Consider the following 24,895-nt stretch of genomic DNA (forward strand, 5'->3'; position numbering starts at 1 on the left):
ATGATTAAAACTTGGTTAGGTAGTTTTAAAGCTATATTTCTCTTTTAAGATTGATTTCATAAATATAACAATAAATCTTTATGATTTTACAATTTTGTTAATTTTCTTATTATCAATTTTTACTAAAATCTGTTGTCGCCATCTAATAAGTCACCTAATCCACCCAATATGCTTCCTTCTCCTTTATCTTTTCCGCCCATTTTAGGTGCAGCAGCCCAAACACGATTAGCGAGTCTGCTAAATGGTAGTGATTGCATAAATACGGTTCCTGGTCCTGTAAGTGTGGCAAAGAAAATCCCTTCACCTCCAAAAATGGTATTCTTGATCCCGCCTACAAATTCTATATCATAATTAACTGTATAATCAAAACCTATGATGCAACCCGTATCAACGCGCAACTTTTCACCTGGTAAAAGTTCTTTTTTTGCAGTAGTACCACCAGCGTGAACAAATGCCATACCGTCGCCTTCTAATCGCTCCATGATGAAACCTTCACCACCAAATAGCCCACGGCCTAATTTTTTAGAAAATTCTATACCAATAGAAACCCCCTTGGCAGCACATAAAAACGCATCTTTCTGGCAAATAAACCGCCCGCCACTAAGAGAAAGATCAATAGGGATGATCTTGCCAGGGTAAGGAGCTGCAAAACTCACCTTCTTTTTACCTAGAATAGTGTTGTAAAAAACAGTCATGAACAGACTTTCACCGGTAAGTAATCTTTTGCCTGCACCAAAAAGTTTGCCCATTAAACCTTTATCATTTTTAGAACCATCACCAAAGATCGTTTCCATTTTAATACCTTCTTCCATCATCATAAAGGTTCCGGCTTCTGCAATCACTCCTTCTTGTGGGTCTAGCTCTATCTCTACATATTGCATTTCTTCCCCAAAGATCTTATAGTCTATTTCATGTGCTGTCATTTCAAAAAATATTTTGGTTTATTCATCAAATAGGTAGTATGTAAAAGGATATTGTTACACAAAAAGCAAACTATTTATTTCGCTTTTATAGTCCATTCAAAATTAAAAGTACTCACTGCAATACCATCTTCATTAGTTCCTTTTGATTGCATCCAGAAAGTTTGCCCCTCGCCAGTATCCAGTGCAGCAGCTATAGCATCATCAATTTTCTTACCGTCATCACATACAAAAGTAATCTTACCAACAGCTTTTTTAGTAAACGTAGCATTGTTAGATGCTACAAGCATCGATATTTTTTTACCGCTGCTTTTTATTTGATTGATAACCATGATGCCTGTACTCAATTCTGCTGCCATACCCTGTACTGCCCAAAACATAGAATTAAAAGGATTTTGATTAATCCATTTATACTTTACAGTTGTGGTACAACTTGTTGTACTTATTGTTCTTACGCGCACGCCACACAGCCATGCAGACGGTAGCTTAAACATTAAAAACTTATTGAACTTACCAGGGCTTAGTGACATAATGTAGCTTATTACTTTTATAAAAAAAGAGCAATATAAGAAAAGCCTGCAATACTCGTTATTGTTAATTTTATGTTAATAATTAGTACTATGCAATACAAAATACCTGCTTTTGTATATATATTTGCATAAGAAAATAATAAGCAATGGAAACTAGCATAACATCAAATCAAAAAAACGTCGCAACTTTTATTCATTTATCAACCTTTTCTAAGTACTTCATACCATTTGGGAATTTTGTATTTCCATTAATATTATGGATGTCACAGAAAAAAGAATCTGCTTTTATAGATAATCATGGTCGTCGTGCTCTTAATTTTCAAATGAGCATGTTACTCTATGTAATCGCAGTTGTAATTCTGGCAGTTCCTTTTATAGTATTTCAGGCATTACAACTTGCAGATGGAAATCGTTATTATGATTTTGAAGATCATTTTGAACATCTTTCATCAATAGGAGAGCTTTCAGGATTACTCATCATAATCTTCACATTTGCAGCTCTTCTAGTAGGTCTCTTTATAATGGAGATCATTGCAGTAATATCTGCAGCGGTAAATGCCAGCAGAGGCCTGGACTATAAATACCCATTAAGTATCAATTTTATTAAACCTACTACCTATGATAACACTACGGTAGCTTCGGCCTAATCAACCGATGAGAATATTCATTCATCAATCAAAAAACGCACAGTTATTAATCGATTTTAATATGAGAATCTATGAAGATTGAAAACACAAAAGCGCAGATGCGTAAAGGTGTTCTGGAATACTGCATTCTCTCCATCTTAAAAGATGAAGATGCATATGTAGCAGAAATTCTTGAAACACTTAAAGACGCCAGATTGCTTGTGGTAGAAGGAACAATATATCCCCTACTCACCCGGCTTAAAAATGCGGGTCTTCTCAATTATCGCTGGGAAGAATCTACCAGCGGCCCACCACGTAAATATTATGGATTGACCGAAACCGGTAAACTCTTTTTAAATGAATTGACCACAACCTGGGATGATCTCCAAAGGGCGGTGCAAGTTGTAACCTCTCAAAAAAATAACAACAATGAATAAGACAGTAAATATAAATCTCGCAGGCCTTTTCTTTCATATAGATGAAAATGCATATGCCAAGCTGCAACGCTATCTTGATGCAATTAAAAAATCATTCACAGACTCACAGGGTCGCGATGAGATCATTCAGGATATTGAGGCACGCATAGCAGAGTTATTTAGTGAGCGTGTTAAAAATGAACGCCAGGTAATTGGTCTTAAAGAAGTTGATGAAGTTATTGAGATAATGGGTCAACCGGAAGATTATCGTCTTGATGAAGAGATATTTGAAGATGAATCTCCTAAAACCGCCCCACTTCAGGCAGCTAAAAAACTCTACCGCGACACAGACAACTCATATGTAGCAGGCGTTTGTTCTGGCTTAGGCTATTATTTGGGTATAGATGCGATATGGCTTAGAATTTTGTTCATCGCGTTGACCTTCTTTACCGGCGGTGGCTTTATTCTGGTTTATGTGGTCTTCTGGATTTTTGTACCTCAGGCCATTACAACATCAGAAAAGTTAGAAATGCGGGGAAAGCCTGTGAACATCGACAATATCCAGCGTAAAGTAAAAGAGGGATTTGAAAATGTTGCAGACACCGTTAAGAATGTAGATTATGAGAAATACGGTAATAGAGCCAGAAAAGGAGCCGGCGGGTTTTTCGCGACGATAGGAAGCATTTTTATGTTTGTATTAAAAGTAATCGCAAAATTGATAGGTATTGCTCTTATTATAGGTGGCGCCGTTATGGTAATTGCTCTTTTTGTAGGGCTTTTTACAGCGGGCACAATGGGCTTTGTAGATGGCACTTTTGTAGACTACGTAGATCTTGTTAACACAACTGAAGCTCCTATCTGGGTAATCTCACTTCTCGTATTTTTTGCCGCAGGAATCCCGTTTTTTGCAATGTTCTATTTAGGTCTTAAAATATTAGTAAATAATCTAAGATCAATGAGCCTTACGGCGAAACTCACTTTACTGGGTATATGGTTACTATCAATCATAGCCCTTTCAGTCTTAGGTATTAGACAAGCAACAGCGTTTTCTGTAGACAGCGAAGTTAGCAGTACCGAGGTATTGAATATGCAACCTTCAGATACGCTAAAAATTACGATGACATCGTCTAACAGAAGAGGTTTATATAGAAGCGATAACTGGAGAATTGATTATGAAAATGGTGAGCAGGTGATACGCAATCAGGATATACGACTGGTAGTTAAAGAAAGTGAAGATGGAAAACCTGCTCTGGAAGTGGTAAAATCGGCCCAGGGACGTAATTATCAGGACGCTCATGACAGAGCCGAAAATATTGATTATGGGTACACTTTTAATAATAACACCTTAACACTTAACGGTTATTTTACGACTGCCTTAAAAAACAAACACAGAGATCAGGAAGTACAGGTGATTGTTTATTTACCAGAAGGCGCTCACCTCATCGCTGCTCAAAACACTTCAAGCTTTCATAGAAATGACAGCCGTTATGGTGATCTTTTAGAAAGTGGAACTGAAGAAAAGCTCTTAATTCTGGAGCAAGGCGAACTAACCTGTGAAACCTGCCCTGATGATCATGATCAAATTGATGAAGGCGACTGGCAATACCACGATTATGAAGAAGGTGATGATGCACCTTACGAGTACGATGAGGCAGCAACCAGAAAAAAAGATGCAGTTGATCTCAAAAATGATATACCTACAGATACTATCAATAAACAACTTGATACTATTAATAGATAATTAAAAGAGAAGTACTAACCATCCGGATTTTTTCCGGTTCAATCAAAAATCAAACGTTATGACCACATTAATCAAAATTTTAGTTACCGCATTTTGTGCGCTGCTAATGACCTCCTGCGATTTTAATTTTGTGCTGGGGAAAACAGACGGCAATGGCAATGTAATTGAGAAAGACCTTAACATTACAGAATCGTTTAGAGATGTACATGCCGGTTCTGGCTGGGATGTTATCCTTACCAAAGGTGATGAGATATCTGTAGTTGCAGAAGTAGATGAGAATCTGCTAGATATTTTAGATGTATATGTTACAGGAAGCACACTTAAAATTACTACTAGAGAGAGCAATCTGGGACGCGCCAGTTCAAAAAAAATCATTGTGACCTATACAGATGATCTTGAGAATATCTCTGTAAGCAGCGGGGCAAATCTTATTGCCCGTGACAGGCTTGAGGGAGATCGTATGAGGTTTGATGTTTCTAGTGGCGGTTCTATTGACGCCATGCTCACGGTGCGTAATGTAAAAGCTGAAGTTAGCAGCGGCGGAAGAATAAAAATTTCCGGCGGTTCTGAAACTGTAGAAACTAATGTAAGTTCTGGCGGAACTATTGATGCCAGCGACCTTAAAGCTGAAAACTGTATAGCCGAAGCTTCAAGCGGCGGTAACATAAAAGTTTGGGCGGGCAATTCTATTGTTGCTAAAGCATCCAGCGGCGGTAACGTTGAGTATTGGGGTAATCCTAATAAAGTGAATACCCCAAAAAGCATGAGTGGCTCAATCACTAAAAAATAAAGCTATGCTCTTAAAATTGTTCATTCCCCTCTTTATAGTAACTCAGTTTGTTGCTGCGCAGGTTGATCATAATTCAAGTCTGTACAAGCAAATTAAAGAAAGTGACAGTATAATTTTTCAGCAGGGGTTTAACCTCTGCAATTTTGAAGCTATGGCTGCTGTTACCAGCGAAAACTTCGAATTTTACCACGATAAAGGAGGTATTACCTCTTCTAAAGCCGATTTTGTTGAAAGTATAAAACAGAATATTTGTGGTAGCCAGGATAAAATGAGACGGGAGCTTGTACCTAATTCGCTTGAAGTTTTCCCTTTAGAAAATAACGGTGAGATTTATGGTGCGATAGAGCAGGGTAAACATCTGTTCTATGCAAAGCCCAAAGATCGTGCTGAATATTTAACCGGTTCTGCCCAATTCACTCAACTCTGGCTTAAAGAAGATGGTATCTGGAAAATTAAGCGGGTATTGAGCTATGATCATGGGCCGGGTAACAGATATACGATTCCCGCAAAAATCACTAATGATCAATTAAGAAAATTGGCAGGCATATACAATTCTGAAAAAACCGGAAATCTCACAATAATCACAAAAGATAGTTCACTTGTCTTAAGCGCAGGAGATAAGACGTATGAACTCTATCCCAGTTCAGATTCTGTCTTTTTCTATAAAGATGCTAACCTCATTTTTGAATTTCTTGAAGATCCTCTGTCAGATAATTTAAAACTGGAAATTAGAGATCACGGCGCTTTGGCAGATACTGCTGTTAAAGATAGGTAACCTGCCATTCTTTTAATTCTTTAAACCATAATTCACTACCAATCAATCTCGATCTGTAATTCCTAGTTAGTAGTTAAAAGCCGCCTCAAAGCGGCTTTTATTTTTATATTTGGACTAGTTTCCTAAATATATCTTTTTTGAAATTTTTAAAATTCATAAGGTATCAAAACCTCCTGTTAATCGCTGGTACCCAATCTATCATTCATTTTGTATTTCTTAAGGCGCTAAGTATACCTGCTGCATTAAGTACATTATCATTTTGCATTCTACTGTTAGCTAGTTTACTTATTGCTGCTGCGGGTTATATAATTAATGATATCAATGATGTTGCGATCGATCGTATTAATAAACCTGACAAAGCATTTATTCCGCGATTCTATTCTGAAGCTACAGCCTATAATTACTATTTCATTTTAAATATTGCTGGTGTTGCTCTGGGTTTCTTCCTTTCCTACAAAATAGGTAAAAGTGGTTTTACGACAGTTTTTGTTCTCATATCTGCTCTTCTTTATACTTACGCCTCCTTCTTAAAAAAAGTCACTCTCATTGGTAACCTTATCGTTAGCCTTATTGTCGCTTCCTCAATTCTTGTAGTTATAATCTTTGATCTATTACCGCTATTAGATAGATATTCTTATGAACTTGCAAATCCTATCGCAGTTTTGCGCGACTACGCAATTTTTGCCTTTTTGCTCAATTTTCTACGGGAGATTATTAAAGATATAGAAGATGTGAATGGTGATCGCAATTATGGCGTGAAAAGTCTGGCTATAATAATGGGACGCGAACGCACATCAAAAGTTTGTTCTATTCTGGCAGTTGTTTATATTTTTCTGCTCATTTACTATATATACGTCTATTTGTATACAAATACGATTACGGCTGGTTATCTGCTTTATGGTATTTGTGCTCCCTTACTTTATTTCGCTATAAAAGCATGGTCTGCAGAAAACATAAAAGACTTCTCGCGTCTTTCTATGCTACTTAAGATTATTATGCTTCTTGGCATTTTATCTTTATTAGTTTTAACCCTATCTCTTAAATATGCTGGCTGATTTACTACAGAATCATAAAATAATCCTGGCGTCTCAATCGCCACGGCGAAAGGAACTATTGTCTAGTCTTGAAGTTCCTTTTGAAGTACGAGTAAAGCCGGTTGATGAAAGTTATCCAGAGGACTTGAATAATCCTAAAGAGATCGCAGAATACATTGCTAACAGCAAAGCCGAAGTTTTCAGAAAAGATATTCAGGAAAATGAGATAATCATTACCGGAGATACTATTGTATGGAAGGATAAAATCGCCCTGGGGAAGCCAAAAAACGCCTCAGAAGCCTCAAAAATGCTCCATTTACTCAGCGGCAATTCACATGAGGTTGTATCTTCCTTATGCTTATTAACTCCATCACAGACCATTCTTGCAAGTGACATTGCAACAGTTCATTTTAAAGATCTCTCTCTTGATGAAATTGATCATTATATCAATACTTACAAACCTTTTGATAAGGCTGGTGCTTACGGTATACAGGAATGGATTGGCCATATAGGTATAACAAAACTTGACGGCAGTTATAACACCGTAATGGGCTTGCCTACGCATTTGTTGTATCAGATGTTAATGCAATTGGTGGCTTAATGATTTAGTACTAATTTTAGCGTTAAACCAACTTGTATGCGCGCCAAAAAATTACTCAACTTTAATCTCCCTTTTAAAACATCTGCAATCTCTCTCCTTATTGCGGCAAACCTTTTTACTGCCTGTCAGGAACGTAAACCGGTATTTGGGAAACAGGCCGCAAGAAGAACATTATCTGATGAATTTAATAAATATTGGTACGCAGATGAAGCTGAGATAACTTCATATAATCTTGAACAAGCTCGCTATGGCGAAATGCGACATGGTAAAGCTGCACTCATTTTTGTCACAGAGCACCTGTTAAAAGATGAAGAGGTAAAAGCAGACGAGTCGCATGATGATAATATTGCTGTACTAAAACTCAATACCGTCAAGAAATTCACAACCGGTATCTATCCCTATTCTATAATGACAAGCACTTTTTTTCCGGTGGTTGAGAACAGACATGCATTAAAAGTGAGCAATAGCATACAAGAATGGTGCGGCCTCATGTATGCCCAGATCAACAGCAGAGAGAAATTTGATGTTACTTCACATTCTTATTTTCAGGGTGAGGCAGATCAAACCTTTAGTCTCGATAAAGATTTTCTTGAAGATGAATTCTGGACATTGATACGCGTAAATCCTAACGGACTTCCGGTGGGGAATCACAACGTCATTCCTTCACTAGAATTTTCTAATATGCATCACATAGAGAAGAAAGCGTATCCCGCAATTTTGTCTAAAACAAATTCAACTTTTACCATTCATTACTCAGATCTGCACCGCACGATTACAATTAATTTTGACCCTCAATTTCCTCACACAATAAACGGTTGGTCTGAAGCTTATGTAAGCGGAAACAAAAATCTCACATCAAAAGCGACACGCATAAAAACCATTAAGACATCTTACTGGAAACAAAATGGAGAAAGATTCAATTATTTAAGAGACAGTTTGCAGCTGTAACTGTTGTTAAAGAAATTCTAAAGAAACGCCGCTCCCCTTAATTTGGCTATATTTGAAGAGATAAGCAAAAGGTCTCTCTCTCATGCAAAAATTAAGTTACCTCCTTTTATTTCTAATATTATTCTCGCTTAACGCGAAAGCTCAAAAACCTGAAAAACCCACATCTGCAGAAATTTTTGAAGACATTCAGAAATTAAATTTTTTAGGTACAGCGCTTTACATTGGTGCGCATCCAGACGATGAAAATACGGCTCTTATTTCTTACCTGGCTAATCAGGTAAAAGCACGCACAGGATATCTTTCTCTAACGCGTGGTGATGGCGGTCAAAATTTGGTTGGTCCTGAGATAAGAGAACTTTTGGGAGTAATAAGAACACAAGAACTTCTGTCTGCAAGACGAATTGATGGGGGTGAACAACGTTTTACGCGTGCAAATGACTTTGGCTACTCAAAAAACCCTGAAGAAACCCTTGAATTTTGGGAAAAAGATAAAGTATTAAGTGATGTGGTCTGGGCAATACGCAATTTTAAACCAGACATTATCATAAACCGTTTTGATCACAGATCTCCCGGTACAACGCACGGCCATCATACAACTTCTGCGATGTTAAGTGTGCAGGCATTTGATCTGGTTAATGATCCATCAAAATTTCCTGAGCAATTAAAATATACAACCACCTGGCAACCTAAACGAGAGTTTTTTAATACTTCATGGTGGTTTTATGGCAGCCAGGAGAAGTTTGATAAAGCAGATAAAAGCAACTTAGTCGCCCTAGATGATGGCGTTTATTACCCTGCTTTTGGATTAAGTAACACAGAAATTTCGGCTTTAAGCCGTAGTCAGCATAAATCACAGGGATTTGGGAATACAGGTTCGCGCGGGAGCCAGACCGAATATTTAGAATTATTGCGCGGTGATTACCCAGCAAACGGAAACCTCTTTGCGGGAGTAGATACTTCCTGGAATAGAGTAAAAGGTGGTCGCGCTATTGGCGAAATACTTAGTCAGGTAGAGAATTCTTACGATTTTACAGATCCTGCTGCAAGTTTACCGGCTTTGGTGACTGCTTACAATCTTATTGACCAACTTAAGGATGAGCACTGGCGTGAACTTAAGTTAAAAGAAATCACAGGTATAATAAAAGCATGTGCCGGTCTTTATCTGGAAGCTACAACTTCACAAGAACTTGCAACTGCAAATGAAAACATAGACATTTCAATAGAAGCTATAAACCGTAGTAATACGGCAATGCAACTTAAAAATGTGGTGATTTTACCCTTAGAAAAATCGGTAGAAATGGGTCAAAACCTGCTAAATAACACTGATTTTCGGCAGAAAATATCAATCAATACAGGCAATGCTGCATTAACTACTCCGTACTGGCTTAACAAGCCGGGTTCTGTAGGCATGTACAACGTAGAAGATCAAAAATTAATAGGCTTACCAGAAACTCCACATGAGTTTAAAGCAATTTTCAATATTGATATAAACGGTGTAACCATTCCTTTTAAATCAGATCTGGTTTATAAATACAACGATCAGGTAAAAGGAGAAGTTTTTGAACCTTTTGATATTGTTCCTCCGGTTTCTGCAGCTATAGACGAACCTGTAATTATTTTTTCAGATTCAGAATCTAAAAAAATTGGCGTTCGGGTAACCGCATACAAATCAGATTTAAAAGCTTCAGTGACTTTAAAACATGATGACAATTGGCAGGTTTCTCCATCAGAACAAAATGTATCTATTACATCAAAAGGAGAAAGCACTATGGTTTATTTTGATGTGACGCCGCCAGCTCATCAGGATAGCAATACTTTAATTCCGGAAGTGAATTTAGATGGAAATGTGTATTCTAAAAAAGTTATTCAGATAGATTACGGTTACATACCGCTACAAACATTAACTCTGCCATCACAAAGTCAGATCGTAAAACTCAATATTAAAAAAGCTGGAGATTTTATAGGTTATATCGCCGGCGCCGGTGATGTGATTCCTGAAAGTTTACAGCAAATAGGTTATCAGGTAGCAGTAATTGACCCAGAGAAAATCACACCAGAATACCTCGATCAATTTGACGCAGTAGTTATGGGTATTCGCGCGTACAATACTGTAGATATTTTAAAATATAAGCAACAGGCTTTATTTGATTATGTGCAGAATGGAGGCACCATGGTTGTACAGTATAATACAGCTCGCGGTTTTAATTTTCCTAATGTAGGTCCTTACCCCCTAACCTTATCAAGTGATCGCGTTACTGATGAAAATGCACAAGTGCGCATACTCGATCCTTCTAATGAGATTTTAAATTATCCTAACAAGATTACAGATGAAGATTTTAAGGGTTGGGTTCAGGAACGCGGATTATATTTTCCCACAGTCTGGAATGACGCATATAAACCTGTCATCTCAATAAATGATAAAGGTGAAAATGCACTAGACGGCAGTCTGCTTATGGCTCAATACGGCAAAGGACATTACATTTATACCGGTCTAAGCTTTTTTAGAGAATTGCCGGCTGGCGTTCCCGGAGCTTACAGATTATTTGCAAATCTGCTTTCTGTAGGAAAAAGCAACGAAAAAATTAAAGGATAATGAACCCCAAACCAAAAACCTGGAGTACTTTTTATACTATAGTTCTAGTACTAAACGCTGCTTATATTATTCTTTTTTATTTTATAATGAATTCCTTTTCTCACTAGTATGCAGCAAATAGACTGGATCGTACTTATTGCCACTTTATCTTTCATTGTTATTTACGGGATATACAAAACCCGTGGTAGACGCAATGTACAAGATTACCTGCGTGGTGGTAATGAGGCAAAATGGTATACTGTAGGTTTGTCTGTTATGGCAACACAAGCCAGCGCAATTACATTTTTATCTACACCTGGACAGGCATTTCATAGCGGGATGGGTTTTGTTCAGTTTTATTTTGGATTGCCTATTGCAATGATTATTATCTGTATGTTCTTCATACCTATATATCATAAACTTAATGTCTATACTGCTTATGAATATCTTGAAACTCGTTTTGATTTAAAAACACGTTCTCTTGCCGCTTGTTTGTTTCTATTACAAAGAGGGCTCGCGGCTGGTATAACAATTTTTGCTCCTTCTATAATTCTTTCGGCAGTATTGGGTTGGGATCTAAATACGCTCAACATTATTATAGGTGTGCTCGTTGTAATCTACACCATTTCTGGTGGTACAAAAGCGGTTACTGTAACGCAAAAACAGCAAATGGCCGTGATTTTTATCGGGATGTTCACTGCTTTTTTTCTCATTATAAGTTACCTGCCACAAGACATCACATTTACAAAAGCTCTAGAAATTGCCGGGGCCAGCGGCAAACTGGACATACTCGATTTTTCTTTCGATTTTAATAATAGATATACGTTCTGGAGCGGAATTTTAGGCGGTACATTCTTAATGCTTTCCTATTTTGGTACAGATCAAAGTCAGGTGCAACGCTACCTTTCTGGTAAGTCTTTGCGTGAGATGCAGCTCGGGATGGTGTTTAACGGAATATTAAAAGTACCCATGCAGTTCTTTATCCTGCTGGTAGGTGTTATGGTTTTTGTATTTTATCAATTCAACCCTACGCCGGTGAACTTTAATCCCGCAGCTGAAGATGCGGTAAGAAATTCGCCTTACGAAAAAGAATACAATGTTCTTCAAAGTCGTCTTGACGAATTAAGATCTGATAAGGCAGAATTGAGTTCAACTCTCGTAAATGCAGATCATAATTATATTGTAGGTCGCAATGATAACAGGCTTAGTATAAAAGAAGCGCTTAATAAGGTAAGCGATGAAGAAATAGCCATAAGACAGGAAGCTCGCAATGTTATCAAGAGGGCAGATAAGAATATTGAGACCAATGATAAGGATTATGTATTTATTCATTTCATCATAAACAACCTGCCTAAAGGTCTTGTTGGTTTGCTTTTAGCCGTAATTCTTTCTGCGGCTATGTCTTCTACCGCTTCAGAGCTCAATGCACTTGCCACCACCACTACTGTAGATATTTATAAACGCAATTTAACTGAGGAACGCGACGAAGAACATTTTGTAGACGCTACTAAATGGTTTACACTAAGCTGGGGAATTCTCGCCATTCTAATTGCCTGTACAGCCAATTTGTTCGATAATCTTATTCAGTTGGTTAATATTATTGGGTCTATATTTTATGGTACTATTTTGGGAATTTTCATAGTTGCCTTCTTTATTAAAAAAATAGGTGCAAAAGCTGTTTTTGTAGCGGCGATTGCCACTCAGGTATTGGTGATCATCCTATTTCTGCTCGACAAGTTTGAATACATAAATCTGCCATATTTATATCTTAATATCATTGGTTGCGCACTGGTAATTCTTATCTCATTGATTTTACAAGTTAATGCGCGTCCCGATGAAAATTTAATTGCAAAAAACACTTTATGACAACGATAAACTGGGGAATTATAGGATTAGGAAAAATAGCTAACAGCTTTGCAACAGATCTTATGACTGTTGAAGGTAGCACTTTGTATGGCGTCGCGTCAAGATCTCAGGAAAAAGCTAACGAATTTGGAGAGAAATATGGAGCCGTTAAAAAGTATGACTCATATGAAGCTCTGGCAAAAGATCCCGCTATTGATGTAATCTATATTGCGACACCACACGTGAAGCATTATGAAGATACTATGATGTGCCTCTCTCATGGTAAAGCCGTTCTGTGCGAAAAACCCTTTGCAATGAATAGCGATCAGGTTGATAAAATGATAGCTCTGGCAGAAGAAAAAGGATGCTTACTTATGGAAGCGTTATGGACGCGCATGATGCCACATTTTAATTTCGTTCTTGACGAAATTGAAAGCGGGAAATACGGCGCTGTAAAAACCGTAAATGCAGATTTTTGTTTTGAAGCCCCTTTTGATCCACAAGGAAGATTGTTTAATAAAGAATTAGGCGGTGGTTCTCTTCTTGACGTGGGTATTTATCCTGTCTTTTGTGCACTCGCCATTTTAGGAAAACCAGAAAATATTTCCGCTAAAGCGAAATTTGGTAAAACAGAGGTTGATGAGGAAACCGAGATCACATTCACTTATAAAAACGGCTCAAAAGCGCATATAATCTCAAGTATTACCCGAAAAACCCCCAGTACCGCAACGATTATTCTGGAAAAAGGACTTATAAATATTGAAAGTCGTTTTCACGAAACCGACAAAGTTACGACTGTGCTTGATGGCGTTAAATTATATCATGATTTCGCTTACAGCGCAAAAGGCTACAATTTTGAAGCTGTACATGTAGCCGATTTGCTAAGAGCTGGTAAAACTGAAAGTCCTATGATGTCGCATGAATTCAGCAGATTAATTATAAACACTTTAGATGAAGTGCGCAAATTGATCAACTTACATTACTAGATATTAAAGAGTCTTTAATATAATAAGAATACGATTCTGCTTGCTATATTTATTAAATGGAGAATACAGAAATAAGAAGAGTCTCTATTGACGATCTAGACCAATTACAGCAAATTAGTAAACAAACATTTGCAGAAACGTTTTCTTCCGGGAATAGTGAAGCAAACATGAATGACTATCTGGAAAATAGCTTTTCTGCGAAAAAACTTCAAAACGAATTAAACGATCCTAATGCCGAAATTTATTTCGTAGAACTTGACAAACAAGTTATTGGTTATTTAAAAGTGAATTTTGGGCAATCACAGACAGAAATTAAAGACGTTAATGCCCTCGAGATAGAGCGTATTTATGTACTAAGAGAGTTCCACGGTAAGAAAATGGGTCAATTGCTTTATGAAAAAGCTATGCAGATCTCAAGACAGCGCAACGTAGATTATGTGTGGTTAGGCGTTTGGGAAGAAAATTTACGAGCTATCAGATTTTATGAGAAAAATGGCTTTTTTAAATTTGATAAACACATTTTTAAACTAGGTGACGATGAGCAAACAGATATCATGATGAAACTGACCTTAAACTAGAAGTTCTTTTATTTATAAAATAAAACCTGCTGATTCGAGGTGAAATCAGCAGGTTTTTATCATTTTTTGCAGAAGCGAAAACTATTCGCAATGCACGTTTTTTTCTGGTTCTACTTTTCTCCCCAAGCCTCTAAAGAATCTTTATTCATTTTTACATAATCTGCATTACCAGCCTTTTCAGCACCTTCCAGAGAAGCTTTTGCTGCTTTAACCGCACCTTTCTTATCTCCGGCTTTAGCTAAAATGAGTGACTGCTGGCGCAATTGCCAGTATCCCGGATTTTCGGTCATAGACATCGCTTTTTCCATCCAATCTCGCGATTTTTCGATATCCTTACCGCTGTTCAAGTAATAAACTGCAGCGTTATAATATTCATCAGCACCTGGTCCCTGCAAAGCTTTATCAATACTTTCCATAACTTCTTTATCTGTCCCCACTTTAAAAGGAACACCCACATATGCATTAGACCATAAAATACCCAGCGTGGCACCTTCAGATTTTACATCGTCTATAGAAACGGTAAAAGTCTCGATCTGCATAGGCATATTTTGTACATCAACATGCGTACGTAATGCTATTTTACTTTCATCAAATTCAGTTAACAGAGGGTTACTATCATCTGTATAAAAGATCACTTCCCAGGTATCTTGTTCAGGTATAGAATAAACACTATAAGTTCCCGCAGCCAGATCTTTATCATCTATAGTGATAGATTTATCTGTTATAAATTTTGTGGTACCATTTGCTCCTGTACGCCATATCTTACCATAAGGAACAAGATCACCAAAAATCGTTCTCCCTTTCATACCGGGACGAGAATATTTAACCGCGATATTTGTGAGGCCCACAACCTGCTCGATCTCTGAGTAAGGGCTGGCAGCGGGAGTATTGATTTGAGCTAATAAGCTCAAAGGAAGCGCTAAAAGAAGTAAAATGACAGTTTTTTTCATGTTAGATTTAAAATTAATTTGATGCCAAAAATTGCTAAATGCCTTGAAATATTGGCTGTTATTCAAAAAGTCTAAATTAAATATACGCAACCTAAGTAATGTTAACAAATTCATAATTAAGGAAAGTATATCTTTACCGCAGCAAATCACCCCAGTGCATTTTCTATTAAGAAAGATGTTTTAAAATTATTTTATTCCCTAAATAATTAATAATGATAGACACTAGCAGGTCTTATACTACTAAGACGTATTCTTTAGATCTTACGCCATCTTTTGCCATTGTGCAGTACTTAAATACTAAAACTCTAGCCAGAGAAACTGTAGATGAAGTACGTAGTATTCTTACCGAATATTACATGGGTAACGATTTTGTTCTTATAAATCAACGCGCAAATAAAATGATAGTAGAACCTACGTTTTATAAAAGTGCGTTACCTAATATGAAAGCTGTCGCAGTCGTCGCAGAAGATGATGAATTAAGAGAGCATTTGTATGCAGAACAAAAAAACTGGGAGAAATCTTTTGCTTTTTTCAATACACTTGAAGATGCAAAAGACTGGGCTGTTCATTTTTTTTGAAAGAACTTTAATTTTTGTTTAACTTAAACTCTTAAATATTAAACAAAATTGACCAGTATATTTGTTCTCAACAAAAATACGAGTCATTAAATGAAGATCTATACGCTGCACACAAAGCAAAATTTACCCATCTCTGTTCAGGAGGCCTGGCAATTTTTAGGTGATCCTAAAAACCTTAAAATGATCACTCCAGATTATATGGGCTTTAAGATACTCTCTGGTGCAGACAGACCCATGTTTCCCGGGCAGCTTATACAGTATATTGTTACACCAGTCGCCGGTATTAAAACAAAATGGGTTACAGAGATAACGCATGTAGTAGAAGGTAAATTCTTTGTAGATGAGCAACGTTATGGGCCTTATGCGATGTGGCACCATAAGCACTTTATAAAAGAAATTCCCGGCGGAGTTGAGATGGAAGACATCGTTGATTACAAGCTACCGTTAGGTATTCTGGGCCAACTCACGCATCCTTTTCTGGTTAAACCAAAATTGAAAGAGATCTTTGAGTATCGCAAAAATAAATTGACTGAGATCTTTGGGACATATTCTTACAAACCCGAAACTGCTGTAGTTTAATTGCAATACGATCTCATGAAAAAAAACATTCTCATAATAGGAGCCTCTCACGGTATAGGTAACGAGATTGCCAGAAAATTAAATGGTGTTCATAATTTATATCTCGCTTCGCGATCTTCAGCAAATTTAGAAGATATTGATGCCACTTATATACAATTTGATGCTGCCAGAGATGAAATTGATACTTCAAAACTACCAGATGTTCTTGATGGTTTTGTGTATTGCCCGGGGTCTATAAACCTGAAACCCTTTAAAATGCTGTCTTCGCAAACTTTTGAAGAGGATATGCAGATTAACTTCTTTAGCCTCATAAAAACTTTAAAATCTGTAACTGAACTTCTTAAAAAATCTGAACAAGCCAGCCTTATCTTCATTAGCACAGTTGCGGTTAAAGTGGGCATGCCTTTTCATACAAGTGTAGCTGCAGCCAAAGGAGCCATAGAAGGTTTCGCGAAAGCGTTAGCCGCAGAATATGCTCCTAAATGGCGGGTAAATGTGATCGCCCCCTCACTTACTGACACTCCTCTGGCAAGCAAACTGTTAGGCAACGAAACTAAAAGATCAAAGATGGATGAGCGCCATCCCTTAAAACGAGTGGGCACAACAAACGATATTGCTGCAGTAGCGGCATTTTTATTAAGTGAAGATAGCAGCTGGGTGACTGGCCAGGTTTTGGGTGTTGATGGAGGAATGTCTACATTGAACACTCATTAAGAACTATGCAGCAGGTAAGTATATTTTGGTTTCGCAGAGATTTACGATTAGATGATAATGTGGGTTTTTTACAGGCTTTAAAAAGTGATTATAACGTACTCCCGGTATTCATTTTTGATTCTGAAATTCTTGATGAATTGCCCAAAGATGATGCACGCGTAACTTTTATTTACGAGCGTTTACAAAAAATGCGCAAGCAATTACAGGAGAAATATGGTAGTTCGCTAGCTTTATTTTACGGAAAACCAATTGATATCTGGAATCAAATTCTTGAAGATTATTCTGTAGCTGAAGTTTACACCAATCATGATTATGAACCCTATCCGCGACAGCGCGATGAGCAGATTAAAAACCTGCTTAAAAAGCATAAAATTCGCTTTAAAACCTACAAAGATCAGGTGGTTTTTGAAAAAAACGAAGTAGTAAAAGGTGACGGCGATCCTTACATTGTTTACACTCCCTATAAAAATAAATGGAAAGAATATTTCTCTGCAGAGAAAGACCTTAATATATTCTATACCAAAGATTATTTAAAAAATCTACTTCAAAATAGCCGATTGCCTAACGTAGAACTTGGCGAAATGGGATTTAAAACTGCTTCGCTTAAAGTGCCAGATTATACAGTTACTCCTACCCTGATTCATGATTATGAGAGTACACGCAATTTCCCTGCAATTACCGGTGGCACATCTCGACTTGGGCCGCATTTAAGATTTGGCACCGTAAGCATTCGGAAAATGATGAAGAGAGCGATTGCTGAAAAGAATGAGGTTTTCTGGAACGAACTTATTTGGAGGGAATTCTTTATGCAAATACTTTGGCATTATCCTGAAACTGTTAATAATGCTTTTAAACCAAAATACGATCGTATAAAATGGCGCAACAATGAAGAAGAGTTTGAAAAATGGAAAAATGGTGAGACGGGTTTTGCCCTTGTTGATGCCGGAATGCGGCAGTTAAACACTACAGGTTTTATGCACAACCGGGTGCGCATGCTTACCGCGAGTTTTTTATGCAAACATCTTCTTATAGACTGGCGTTGGGGCGAAGCATATTTCGCAGAAAAGCTTCTTGATTATGAGCAATCTAGCAACGTAGGCAACTGGCAATGGGCTGCAGGAAGTGGTGTTGATGCTGCGCCGTACTTTAGAATCTTTAACCCGATGACGCAAGTTGACAAATTTGATAAGGATAAAAAATACATCAAAAAATTTGTACATGAATTTGACACTGATAACTATCCTGATAAAATGGTCGATCACAAAGAAGCCCGCGAGCGTTGTCTAAAGACTTACAAACAAGCGGTTAGTTAAAGTTGATCTATACAATTATTGAATTATTAAGAACGTTTTTTGAGTGATTTAGAATACGCCATATTTTCTTTTTAGTTTTTACCAACACGCAATAAAATCGGGAAAATGAACTCTTTTTCGGTGATTTTACCCCAATTTTCGTTTACTTTTTCTTTTATCAAATTCAAGGGACTCATACCTTCTTTTTTCTCATAATGCTTAACGGCAGACCACGTATTTAGATAATTGTAGAAATGCTCTTTAGTCCATTTTACTTTTATATTAAATGAAGGAGTAACCTCTTCTTTAAAAGGAAACGGAATTGTTAGGTAATCTTCATCAAGATATCGCCTTTCAGGATCCCAATATGCGTCTGTAATATCTTTATAAAAATGCTGAATCACATTATTGAGATCATCTTCGGTTTTAAAGACGGAATACCCAATGACGGCTATTATTCCATCAGGTTTTAATGCTTGCTTTACATTCTTATAGAATTTCTCAAAATCAAACCAATGTATTGCCTGTGCTACCGTAACAAGATCAAACTCGTGAGCATGCTCAATTGGTTCTTCAGCCAGACGAATTTCATAATTTACGTTGGGTAATTTAGGAGCAAACTCAATCTGCTCGGGGCTAAGATCTGTCGCCCATACTTCTTTAAAAACCGTTGATAATTCTGCGGCTACCTGCCCATTACCGGTACCACAATCCCATGCCAGATTTTTTTCGGGAATTAAAGAAAATAAATATTTGTATAGTGCTTCTGGATATACCGGTCTGTATCTCGCATAATCCTGAGCATGGTGAGAAAAATTGTCTTTCATAAATTTTAAAATTGCTTCATAGTAAATTAATTACTAAATTTATAATATGAATTTAAAGGAAATAATAGAAATTATATGTGAAATCGTTACCATTTTGGTTTCAATAGTAACTTTGTTTTCTTTCAATCCTTTTAAAAAAATCTTGATGTCGGGAAAATGTCGGGAAGATTTTTGAATTCACTTTCATATTTTTAATTATCAGATACTTACAAATAAATAGTGAATCGTATTTGGATCCACATCTTTATATTTTAGAAAATAATACGTATTTTGGTTGTAACCAAATATGAGTTATTTTAGATAATCCCTCTCAAATAACCGGCTTCTACCAGAGCCGTTTTCTCTATAATTTTAGTTATTTTTCCATCCTGCAACAGGAGTTTTTTATCGCTTATCTTCCACACGTCCTGATAATAATGATCTGTTATTAATATGGCTTTTTTCGCTTTAAGCGAAATTAAAAACTCGTTTATCTTTTCCTTGTAAAGCGGCTCTACCATTGAGAATGGCTCATCAAGTAATAAAAAGGGATGATCCAGATTACCTATTATGAGAAGTTCTAAGTAGCGCCGCTCTCCTATTGACAGCGTACCAATTTTTTGATCTGAAAAAGCTGCGATCTTGGGCGAATTAAAAATCATATCCTGATCGTCACTGCTTTCATAGAAAAGAGGTATCACATCGCGTACTTTGAGAAGCGTCGGCAAAAAGGAAAACTGAGGCACGTAACCTACCAACTGTTTTGTGATTACCTGACTGGGTTTATAGAGTTTCTCGTCAACCTGAAGTCTAACTGATTGTGCTTTTAAGGTGCCAAAAATTATTTTGAGAAGAGTACTTTTACCTGAACCATTACGCCCGAAAAGTCCGGTGATTTCACCGATTTTTAGCTCTAAAGAGGCGTTTTTTAGAATTTCCCTTTTCTTAAAATATTGGGTGACATGTTGCACGGTGAGTTTATGCATTAAAAAATGAGGTTTAAAAGCATCGCTAAACCAGTACAAACAATCGCCAGAACTAAATTTATAAGATATGTGGTGCGTATTAATTTAGCCTTAGTAAAGCCAAGATTGTAATACGTGTAATACTCTGTAGCATGAAAATAATTAAACCCGATAAGTCCTATAACTGTTCCAAAAATCCCAAAAACAATTAAACCTATTATTACAGCGTAGAAAAATCCGCCCCCAGAAGCAAAAAACAGGCAAAAAAGAGCAGAAAACAGCAGACTAAATTTAGTTACATCAAGGTAATAGCGCCACATATGGTTTTATTATTTCTTACCAATTTAGGTAAAATATCGCTCCAATTAAAGCTTATCATAGACCAGTCTTATACGCTTATTTTACTTTTTAAAGATAAATTAACCATTGATAGAATTAATCTGTTTAATTTGCCCTCTTAATTTTCATTACATGACAATATTTGTAGATATGGACGAGGTGCTGGCAGACACGTTTGGCGTCCACATAGATTTATATAATAAGAAGTACAACGCAAACCTTACTAAAGAAGAATGCGCAGGTAAAGAAGTATGGCAATGTGTGCCAGAAGATTGCCAGCCTTACATTCACAGTCATACCGCGCTAAAAGGTTTTTTTAGAGATCTTAAAGTGATGCCAGACAGTCAGGAAGTTTTGCGTGAACTCACTCGCGATAACGAGGTTTACATAGCTTCTGCAGCGATGCAGTTTAAAAACAGTCTTGAAGAAAAAGCAGACTGGCTTGATGAGCACTTCCCATTTCTGGAGTGGCCGTACAGAATACTTTGCGGGCACAAGTTTATCTTAAAGGGCGATGTGCTTATAGATGACCGTTCTTTTAACCTTGATACTTTTGAGGGCAGAAGCCTGCAATATACTTCCCCACATAACATCAATACTAATGGTTTTGAAAGAGTAAATAACTGGGAAGAAATAGGTAAATTATTGCTGTAATTCTTCCTGCAAAATTTTAAGCTTATGTCACTCCCCCAAACTTTTTCTTTAGGAAAAGATAAGCTAACTGCCGGTATTGCGCTGGGTATAGCTCGAGGCGAAATAAAAACCGAGATCACTCAACAAAGCTGGGATAAAATTCATGCCAGCGAAGCCATTGTTAAAGATATCGTTGACAAAGATGAGGCAGTTTATGGTATAAATACCGGTTTTGGGCCTTTATGTACAACGCGCATCTCCAGAGAAGAAACTCTCGCACTTCAGGAAAATATCATAAAAAGTCACAGCGTTGGTGTAGGCAAACCCATTGACGAAGAGATCGCTCTGCTGATGCTTGTGTTGAAAGCACAAGCTCTTGCGCAGGGCCATTCTGGTATTTCTGAAACGACTTTAAAACGTATACTCTGGTTTATAGATAATCAAGTAGCTCCTGTCGTTCCTGAGCAAGGCTCTGTGGGTGCAAGTGGTGATCTGGCTCCTCTGGCTCATTTATTTCTACCACTGTTAGGATTGGGAGAAGTTTATCATCAAGGCAAAAGATTAAAATCTAATGAACTTTTACATACATTTGGTCTAGAAGCGATTGAGCTGAGACCAAAAGAAGGCCTGGCTCTCATAAACGGTACTCAATTTATTGCAGCTCATGCTGTAAAAGTGGTTGATAAATTAAAAAATTGTCTCGATCAGGCAGATATTATTGGTGCGCTTATGCTTGAGGCCCTGCAGGGTTCTATTAAACCTTTCTATGCAGAATTGCATAAGCTGCGACCTTATAAAGGTAATCAGCACGTTGCTGCACGAATAAAATCTTTTCTGGAAGGTTCTCAAATTCTTTTAGCTCACCAGAATTGCGATCGCGTGCAGGATCCTTACTCTCTGCGATGTATGCCTCAGGTACATGGTGCTTCCCGCAATGCATGGTTGCACCTGAAAGAATTATTAGAAATCGAACTTAATGCTGTTACAGATAACCCGATAATCATAGATGAAAATCTCACCATAAGTGGTGGTAATTTTCATGGTCAACCTTTAGCTATGGCACTTGATTATGCTACGCTGGCGACTAGTGAACTGGGTAATATTTCAGACCGGCGTATTTATCTCGCTTTAGAAGGCAAATATGCAGGCGTACCTAAACTTCTTTTTGCAGAAACAGGAATTAACTCTGGTTATATGATCTTACAATACACCACAGCTGCTTTAGCAAGTGAAAACAAAGGTCTTTGTTTTCCTGCCAGTGCAGACAGTATTCCCACCTCTTTGGGGCAGGAAGATCATGTGAGTATGGGATCTATTAGTGGTAGAAAAGCTCTGCAGGTTATAGGAAATGTTGAAAATATTCTGGCTATAGAAATGCTAACTGCAGCGCAGGCGTTTGATTTTAGAAAAGGTTTACAATCAAGTGCATTTTTAGAACAGGTGCATCACAAAATACGAGAGCATGTCACTTTCGCTAACAAGGATCGCATTTTTTCTGAAGATATTGCAATGGCTCATAAGCTCGTTAAAAACAATGCAATAATAAATGTTTACCAGAATTGTATCAATACCGGAAAGCTTGAACAAGCTTCAGAGTGGGACGCAGAATTTGATATCTAGTTCTACTATAACTTTCAATTAAATTAGAAAGTTTTTCCTGAATGTAATTTACTTTTCGCTTTAAGCGGTACGAATAATTTTTGCACCTATAGCACGCAATCTCTCATCAATATTCTCGTAACCTCTGTCTATTTGCTCAATATTGTGAATAGTAGAGGTTCCTTTTGCACTAAGAGCAGCGATTAAAAGAGAAATACCGGCACGTATATCTGGTGAAGACATATTAGTTGCCTTTAAAGTTGACTTGAAGTCATGCCCAATAACGGTAGCACGATGAGGATCACATAAAATGATCTTTGCACCCATATCTATAAGCTTATCTGTAAAGAAAAGTCGGCTCTCAAACATTTTTTGATGTACAAGCACTTCGCCTTTTGCCTGTGTTGCCACAACCAGAATAATACTTAATAAATCTGGTGTAAAACCCGGCCAGGGAGCATCACTTATGGTCATAAAAGAGCCATCTATGAACTTCTCGATCTCATAACCTTCAGTATGAGCGGGTATGTAGATATCGTCACCTTTTCGCTCTAGCTTAATACCTAATTTTCTAAATGTATTTGGTATCACTCCCAGATCGTTCCAGCTTACATTTTTAATTGTGATCTCACTTTTAGTCATGGCTGCAAGACCAATCCATGATCCTATCTCGATCATATCAGGCAGAATAGTGTGTTCACAACCTCCTAATTCTTCAACGCCTTCTATTGTAAGCATATTAGAACCTACACCGCTTATCTTAGCGCCCATTTTATTGAGCATCTTGCAAAGCTGTTGTAGGTAAGGTTCACAGGCTGCATTATAAATGACCGTCTCCCCTTTTGCCATAACAGCAGCCATAACAATATTTGCTGTTCCTGTTACAGAGGCTTCATCAAGAAGCATGTAAGTTCCTGTTAAACCATCTGGAGCTTCTACGCCATAAAAACGCTCTTCTTTATTGTAGCGAAATTTAGCCCCCAGTTTTATCATTCCTTCAAAGTGCGTGTCTAAACGGCGTCTGCCTATTTTGTCACCACCGGGACGTGGTATGTATCCTTTACCAAAACGAGCCAGCAAAGGCCCAACTATCATTATAGAACCGCGTAAACCACTGCCCTCATTCTTAAACTGCTGGCTTTCCAGATATTCTAAGTTAAGTGCATCGCTTTTAAAACTGTATTTACCTTTACCCAGTTTTTGAATTTTCACACCCAGATTACCAAGAATTGTAATGAGTTTATTAACATCTACAATGTCTGGTATATTATTAATGATGACATTTTCTGGCGTAAGCAAAACCGCACATAAAATTTGAAGAGCTTCATTTTTTGCACCTTGAGGCTGGATGGAACCTTTAAGTTGATGTCCGCCCTCGATTTGGAATGTTCCCATAAATAAAAATCTGGTAAGCTAAGTTTTAGTAACGCTTTTTAGGGCGGTTTGTCTTTTTACGTGGATTATTAGAAGATTTACTAGTCTTTTTAGAGCGCATAAGTTGGTGTGTATCGCGCAGATCTTCTTCTTTTTTTGCAAGATTTATCTGGCCATTACTAAGCTCAAATAAATGTTTAAAGATCACATCATCTTCTACAGTATCTTTATTCCAATTAAGGAAACACTTCTTCATGTGATTTGCTATAGTAAACTCAAGTGCTTCTCTCATCTCGCCCTTGTCCCATTTTACAGCAACATCAATCATTCTCTTGATATTGTTGCCGTAGAAGCGATATTTAGGATGATTTTGAGGATATTCTAAAGGCGCAGGACGTTCTTCCAGTTCTTCTTTAGATGGTTTCCCGTAAGGAGAATCAACATCCAGATTAAAATCGCTCATTATAAAGAGCTGATCCCATAATTTGTGTTGAAAGTCTGGTACGTCACGTAAATGAGGCTGTAAATTACCCATCACGGCTATAATAGACCTGGCTACTTTGTTGCGTTCTTCTTTATCTTCTATGGCAATCGCCTGATTTACCATTTTTTGTAAATGACGCCCGTATTCAGGAATAATGAGCTTTTCACGCTCTGTGTTGTATTCTAATTGATCTATCAACTGTAAAAATTTAAGTGAAGTT

26 protein-coding genes are annotated in these 24,895 nt (G+C 37.3%); 18 read left to right on the top strand and 8 right to left on the bottom strand.

All coding sequences use genetic code 11. From position 1 onward, the window contains the following. Positions 1–122 precede the first annotated feature (122 nt). Both ACH3PA_RS00905 and ACH3PA_RS00910 read right to left on the bottom strand, forming a co-directional pair. Entirely contained in the window at positions 123–923 is an 801-nt protein-coding gene (locus ACH3PA_RS00905) for a TIGR00266 family protein (RefSeq protein WP_416448362.1), read from the bottom strand. 74 nt (positions 924–997) lie between these two features. Further along, positions 998–1,450, bottom strand: coding sequence for a DUF4442 domain-containing protein (locus ACH3PA_RS00910; RefSeq protein ID WP_416441444.1), 453 nt, complete (start codon positions 1,448–1,450; stop codon positions 998–1,000). 146 nt (positions 1,451–1,596) lie between these two features. Between ACH3PA_RS00910 and ACH3PA_RS00915 the strand changes: the two genes are divergently transcribed. From ACH3PA_RS00915 to ACH3PA_RS00970, 12 genes are all read left to right on the top strand, one after another. Then, complete coding sequence (locus ACH3PA_RS00915) at positions 1,597–2,097, top strand: DUF4870 domain-containing protein (RefSeq protein WP_416441442.1); 501 nt, start codon at positions 1,597–1,599, stop codon at positions 2,095–2,097. A 71-nt stretch (positions 2,098–2,168) separates the two neighbouring features. Further along, positions 2,169–2,513, top strand: a complete 345-nt coding sequence (locus ACH3PA_RS00920) for a PadR family transcriptional regulator (RefSeq protein WP_416441440.1) — start codon at positions 2,169–2,171, stop codon at positions 2,511–2,513. Then, the gene (locus ACH3PA_RS00925) at positions 2,506–4,233 is read left to right on the top strand and encodes a PspC domain-containing protein (RefSeq protein ID WP_416441438.1); all 1,728 of its coding nucleotides are present in this window, start codon (positions 2,506–2,508) and stop codon (positions 4,231–4,233) included. Before ACH3PA_RS00920 ends, ACH3PA_RS00925 begins: the two co-directional genes overlap by 8 nt. 58 nt (positions 4,234–4,291) lie before the next feature. Next, a complete protein-coding gene (locus ACH3PA_RS00930) occupies positions 4,292–5,023 on the top strand; it encodes a head GIN domain-containing protein (RefSeq protein WP_416448363.1) in 732 nt (243 codons plus the stop codon). Positions 5,024–5,027: 4 nt separating this feature from the next. Then, on the top strand, positions 5,028–5,798 hold the full coding sequence (locus ACH3PA_RS00935; RefSeq protein WP_416448364.1) for a nuclear transport factor 2 family protein: 771 nt from the start codon (positions 5,028–5,030) through the stop codon (positions 5,796–5,798). 137 nt (positions 5,799–5,935) lie between these two features. After that, on the top strand, positions 5,936–6,853 hold the full coding sequence (locus ACH3PA_RS00940; RefSeq protein ID WP_416448365.1) for a geranylgeranylglycerol-phosphate geranylgeranyltransferase: 918 nt from the start codon (positions 5,936–5,938) through the stop codon (positions 6,851–6,853). Continuing rightward, the gene (locus ACH3PA_RS00945) at positions 6,843–7,433 is read left to right on the top strand and encodes a Maf family nucleotide pyrophosphatase (protein ID WP_416448366.1); all 591 of its coding nucleotides are present in this window, start codon (positions 6,843–6,845) and stop codon (positions 7,431–7,433) included. Before ACH3PA_RS00940 ends, ACH3PA_RS00945 begins: the two co-directional genes overlap by 11 nt. A gap of 36 nt (positions 7,434–7,469) precedes the next feature. After that, positions 7,470–8,381, top strand: coding sequence for a septum formation inhibitor Maf (locus ACH3PA_RS00950; RefSeq protein WP_416448367.1), 912 nt, complete (start codon positions 7,470–7,472; stop codon positions 8,379–8,381). Between the two features lie 82 nt (positions 8,382–8,463). Then, entirely contained in the window at positions 8,464–10,974 is a 2,511-nt protein-coding gene (locus ACH3PA_RS00955; RefSeq protein WP_416448368.1) for a PIG-L family deacetylase, read from the top strand. A gap of 108 nt (positions 10,975–11,082) precedes the next feature. Then, positions 11,083–12,819: a sodium:solute symporter gene (locus ACH3PA_RS00960; RefSeq protein WP_416448369.1), complete on the top strand. Its 1,737-nt coding sequence runs from the start codon at positions 11,083–11,085 to the stop codon at positions 12,817–12,819. Further along, positions 12,816–13,784, top strand: coding sequence for a Gfo/Idh/MocA family protein (locus ACH3PA_RS00965; protein ID WP_416448370.1), 969 nt, complete (start codon positions 12,816–12,818; stop codon positions 13,782–13,784). Before ACH3PA_RS00960 ends, ACH3PA_RS00965 begins: the two co-directional genes overlap by 4 nt. A 56-nt stretch (positions 13,785–13,840) precedes the next feature. Continuing rightward, positions 13,841–14,362 carry a GNAT family N-acetyltransferase gene (locus tag ACH3PA_RS00970; RefSeq protein ID WP_416448371.1) on the top strand — a complete coding sequence of 174 codons (522 nt, stop codon included), beginning with the start codon at positions 13,841–13,843 and terminating at the stop codon, positions 14,360–14,362. A gap of 110 nt (positions 14,363–14,472) precedes the next feature. Here the strand turns inward: ACH3PA_RS00970 and ACH3PA_RS00975 are convergent, their stop codons facing one another. Further along, entirely contained in the window at positions 14,473–15,312 is an 840-nt protein-coding gene (locus ACH3PA_RS00975; RefSeq protein ID WP_416448372.1) for a DUF2911 domain-containing protein, read from the bottom strand. 212 nt (positions 15,313–15,524) lie between these two features. On the opposite strand from ACH3PA_RS00975, the gene ACH3PA_RS00980 reads away from it, so the two are divergent. The 4 genes from ACH3PA_RS00980 (at position 15,525) to ACH3PA_RS00995 (ending at position 18,496) form a co-directional block, all read left to right on the top strand. Further along, a complete protein-coding gene (locus tag ACH3PA_RS00980) occupies positions 15,525–15,890 on the top strand; it encodes a hypothetical protein (RefSeq protein ID WP_416448373.1) in 366 nt (121 codons plus the stop codon). A gap of 90 nt (positions 15,891–15,980) precedes the next feature. After that, positions 15,981–16,469, top strand: a complete 489-nt coding sequence (locus tag ACH3PA_RS00985) for an SRPBCC family protein (protein WP_416448374.1) — start codon at positions 15,981–15,983, stop codon at positions 16,467–16,469. A 15-nt stretch (positions 16,470–16,484) separates the two neighbouring features. Beyond that, positions 16,485–17,183 (top strand): SDR family NAD(P)-dependent oxidoreductase, encoded by a 699-nt coding sequence (locus ACH3PA_RS00990; protein WP_416448375.1) that lies wholly within the window; start codon positions 16,485–16,487, stop codon positions 17,181–17,183. Between the two features lie 5 nt (positions 17,184–17,188). Further along, a complete protein-coding gene (locus ACH3PA_RS00995; protein ID WP_416441410.1) occupies positions 17,189–18,496 on the top strand; it encodes a cryptochrome/photolyase family protein in 1,308 nt (435 codons plus the stop codon). Positions 18,497–18,567: 71 nt separating this feature from the next. Here the strand turns inward: ACH3PA_RS00995 and ACH3PA_RS01000 are convergent, their stop codons facing one another. The 3 genes from ACH3PA_RS01000 to ACH3PA_RS01010 form a co-directional block, all read right to left on the bottom strand. Further along, complete coding sequence (locus ACH3PA_RS01000; RefSeq protein ID WP_416441408.1) at positions 18,568–19,302, bottom strand: class I SAM-dependent methyltransferase; 735 nt, start codon at positions 19,300–19,302, stop codon at positions 18,568–18,570. A gap of 296 nt (positions 19,303–19,598) precedes the next feature. Beyond that, positions 19,599–20,267, bottom strand: a complete 669-nt coding sequence (locus tag ACH3PA_RS01005; RefSeq protein ID WP_416441406.1) for an ATP-binding cassette domain-containing protein — start codon at positions 20,265–20,267, stop codon at positions 19,599–19,601. After that, the gene (locus ACH3PA_RS01010; RefSeq protein ID WP_416441404.1) at positions 20,267–20,566 is read right to left on the bottom strand and encodes a hypothetical protein; all 300 of its coding nucleotides are present in this window, start codon (positions 20,564–20,566) and stop codon (positions 20,267–20,269) included. Before ACH3PA_RS01010 ends, ACH3PA_RS01005 begins: the two co-directional genes overlap by 1 nt. Before the next feature lie 151 nt (positions 20,567–20,717). On the opposite strand from ACH3PA_RS01010, the gene ACH3PA_RS01015 reads away from it, so the two are divergent. Continuing rightward, positions 20,718–21,239 (top strand): 5' nucleotidase, NT5C type, encoded by a 522-nt coding sequence (locus ACH3PA_RS01015; RefSeq protein ID WP_416448376.1) that lies wholly within the window; start codon positions 20,718–20,720, stop codon positions 21,237–21,239. A 24-nt stretch (positions 21,240–21,263) separates the two neighbouring features. Next, positions 21,264–22,838, top strand: a complete 1,575-nt coding sequence (gene hutH / locus ACH3PA_RS01020) for a histidine ammonia-lyase (protein WP_416441400.1) — start codon at positions 21,264–21,266, stop codon at positions 22,836–22,838. 60 nt (positions 22,839–22,898) lie between these two features. On the opposite strand, the gene murA is transcribed toward hutH, so the two are convergent. Further along, positions 22,899–24,212: a UDP-N-acetylglucosamine 1-carboxyvinyltransferase gene (gene murA, locus ACH3PA_RS01025; RefSeq protein WP_416441398.1), complete on the bottom strand. Its 1,314-nt coding sequence runs from the start codon at positions 24,210–24,212 to the stop codon at positions 22,899–22,901. Positions 24,213–24,237: 25 nt separating this feature from the next. After that, entirely contained in the window at positions 24,238–24,873 is a 636-nt protein-coding gene (locus tag ACH3PA_RS01030; protein WP_416441396.1) for a DUF4290 domain-containing protein, read from the bottom strand. Positions 24,874–24,895 lie beyond the last annotated feature (22 nt).

Source organism: Leeuwenhoekiella sp. A2 (assembly GCF_047946655.1).
Classification (GTDB): domain Bacteria; phylum Bacteroidota; class Bacteroidia; order Flavobacteriales; family Flavobacteriaceae; genus Leeuwenhoekiella.

Excerpts from the sequence above, each read along its gene's own strand:
- ACH3PA_RS00975 (WP_416448372.1), bottom strand. The coding sequence starts at position 15,312 with ATGAAAAAAACTGTCATTTTACTTCTTTTAGCGCTTCCTTTGAGCTTA.
- ACH3PA_RS01015 (WP_416448376.1), top strand. The coding sequence starts at position 20,718 with ATGACAATATTTGTAGATATGGACGAGGTGCTGGCAGACACGTTTGGC.
- ACH3PA_RS00980 (WP_416448373.1), top strand. The coding sequence starts at position 15,525 with ATGATAGACACTAGCAGGTCTTATACTACTAAGACGTATTCTTTAGAT.
- ACH3PA_RS00910 (WP_416441444.1), bottom strand. The coding sequence starts at position 1,450 with ATGTCACTAAGCCCTGGTAAGTTCAATAAGTTTTTAATGTTTAAGCTA.
- ACH3PA_RS00955 (WP_416448368.1), top strand. The coding sequence starts at position 8,464 with ATGCAAAAATTAAGTTACCTCCTTTTATTTCTAATATTATTCTCGCTT.
- hutH (WP_416441400.1), top strand. The coding sequence starts at position 21,264 with ATGTCACTCCCCCAAACTTTTTCTTTAGGAAAAGATAAGCTAACTGCC.
- murA (WP_416441398.1), bottom strand. The coding sequence starts at position 24,212 with ATGGGAACATTCCAAATCGAGGGCGGACATCAACTTAAAGGTTCCATC.
- ACH3PA_RS00965 (WP_416448370.1), top strand. The coding sequence starts at position 12,816 with ATGACAACGATAAACTGGGGAATTATAGGATTAGGAAAAATAGCTAAC.
- ACH3PA_RS00905 (WP_416448362.1), bottom strand. The coding sequence starts at position 923 with ATGACAGCACATGAAATAGACTATAAGATCTTTGGGGAAGAAATGCAA.
- ACH3PA_RS00990 (WP_416448375.1), top strand. The coding sequence starts at position 16,485 with ATGAAAAAAAACATTCTCATAATAGGAGCCTCTCACGGTATAGGTAAC.
- ACH3PA_RS00960 (WP_416448369.1), top strand. The coding sequence starts at position 11,083 with ATGCAGCAAATAGACTGGATCGTACTTATTGCCACTTTATCTTTCATT.
- ACH3PA_RS01000 (WP_416441408.1), bottom strand. The coding sequence starts at position 19,302 with ATGAAAGACAATTTTTCTCACCATGCTCAGGATTATGCGAGATACAGA.
- ACH3PA_RS00935 (WP_416448364.1), top strand. The coding sequence starts at position 5,028 with ATGCTCTTAAAATTGTTCATTCCCCTCTTTATAGTAACTCAGTTTGTT.
- ACH3PA_RS00945 (WP_416448366.1), top strand. The coding sequence starts at position 6,843 with ATGCTGGCTGATTTACTACAGAATCATAAAATAATCCTGGCGTCTCAA.
- ACH3PA_RS01005 (WP_416441406.1), bottom strand. The coding sequence starts at position 20,267 with ATGCATAAACTCACCGTGCAACATGTCACCCAATATTTTAAGAAAAGG.
- ACH3PA_RS00915 (WP_416441442.1), top strand. The coding sequence starts at position 1,597 with ATGGAAACTAGCATAACATCAAATCAAAAAAACGTCGCAACTTTTATT.
- ACH3PA_RS00925 (WP_416441438.1), top strand. The coding sequence starts at position 2,506 with ATGAATAAGACAGTAAATATAAATCTCGCAGGCCTTTTCTTTCATATA.
- ACH3PA_RS00920 (WP_416441440.1), top strand. The coding sequence starts at position 2,169 with ATGAAGATTGAAAACACAAAAGCGCAGATGCGTAAAGGTGTTCTGGAA.
- ACH3PA_RS00985 (WP_416448374.1), top strand. The coding sequence starts at position 15,981 with ATGAAGATCTATACGCTGCACACAAAGCAAAATTTACCCATCTCTGTT.
- ACH3PA_RS00930 (WP_416448363.1), top strand. The coding sequence starts at position 4,292 with ATGACCACATTAATCAAAATTTTAGTTACCGCATTTTGTGCGCTGCTA.
- ACH3PA_RS00970 (WP_416448371.1), top strand. The coding sequence starts at position 13,841 with ATGGAGAATACAGAAATAAGAAGAGTCTCTATTGACGATCTAGACCAA.
- ACH3PA_RS00995 (WP_416441410.1), top strand. The coding sequence starts at position 17,189 with ATGCAGCAGGTAAGTATATTTTGGTTTCGCAGAGATTTACGATTAGAT.
- ACH3PA_RS00950 (WP_416448367.1), top strand. The coding sequence starts at position 7,470 with ATGCGCGCCAAAAAATTACTCAACTTTAATCTCCCTTTTAAAACATCT.
- ACH3PA_RS01010 (WP_416441404.1), bottom strand. The coding sequence starts at position 20,566 with ATGTGGCGCTATTACCTTGATGTAACTAAATTTAGTCTGCTGTTTTCT.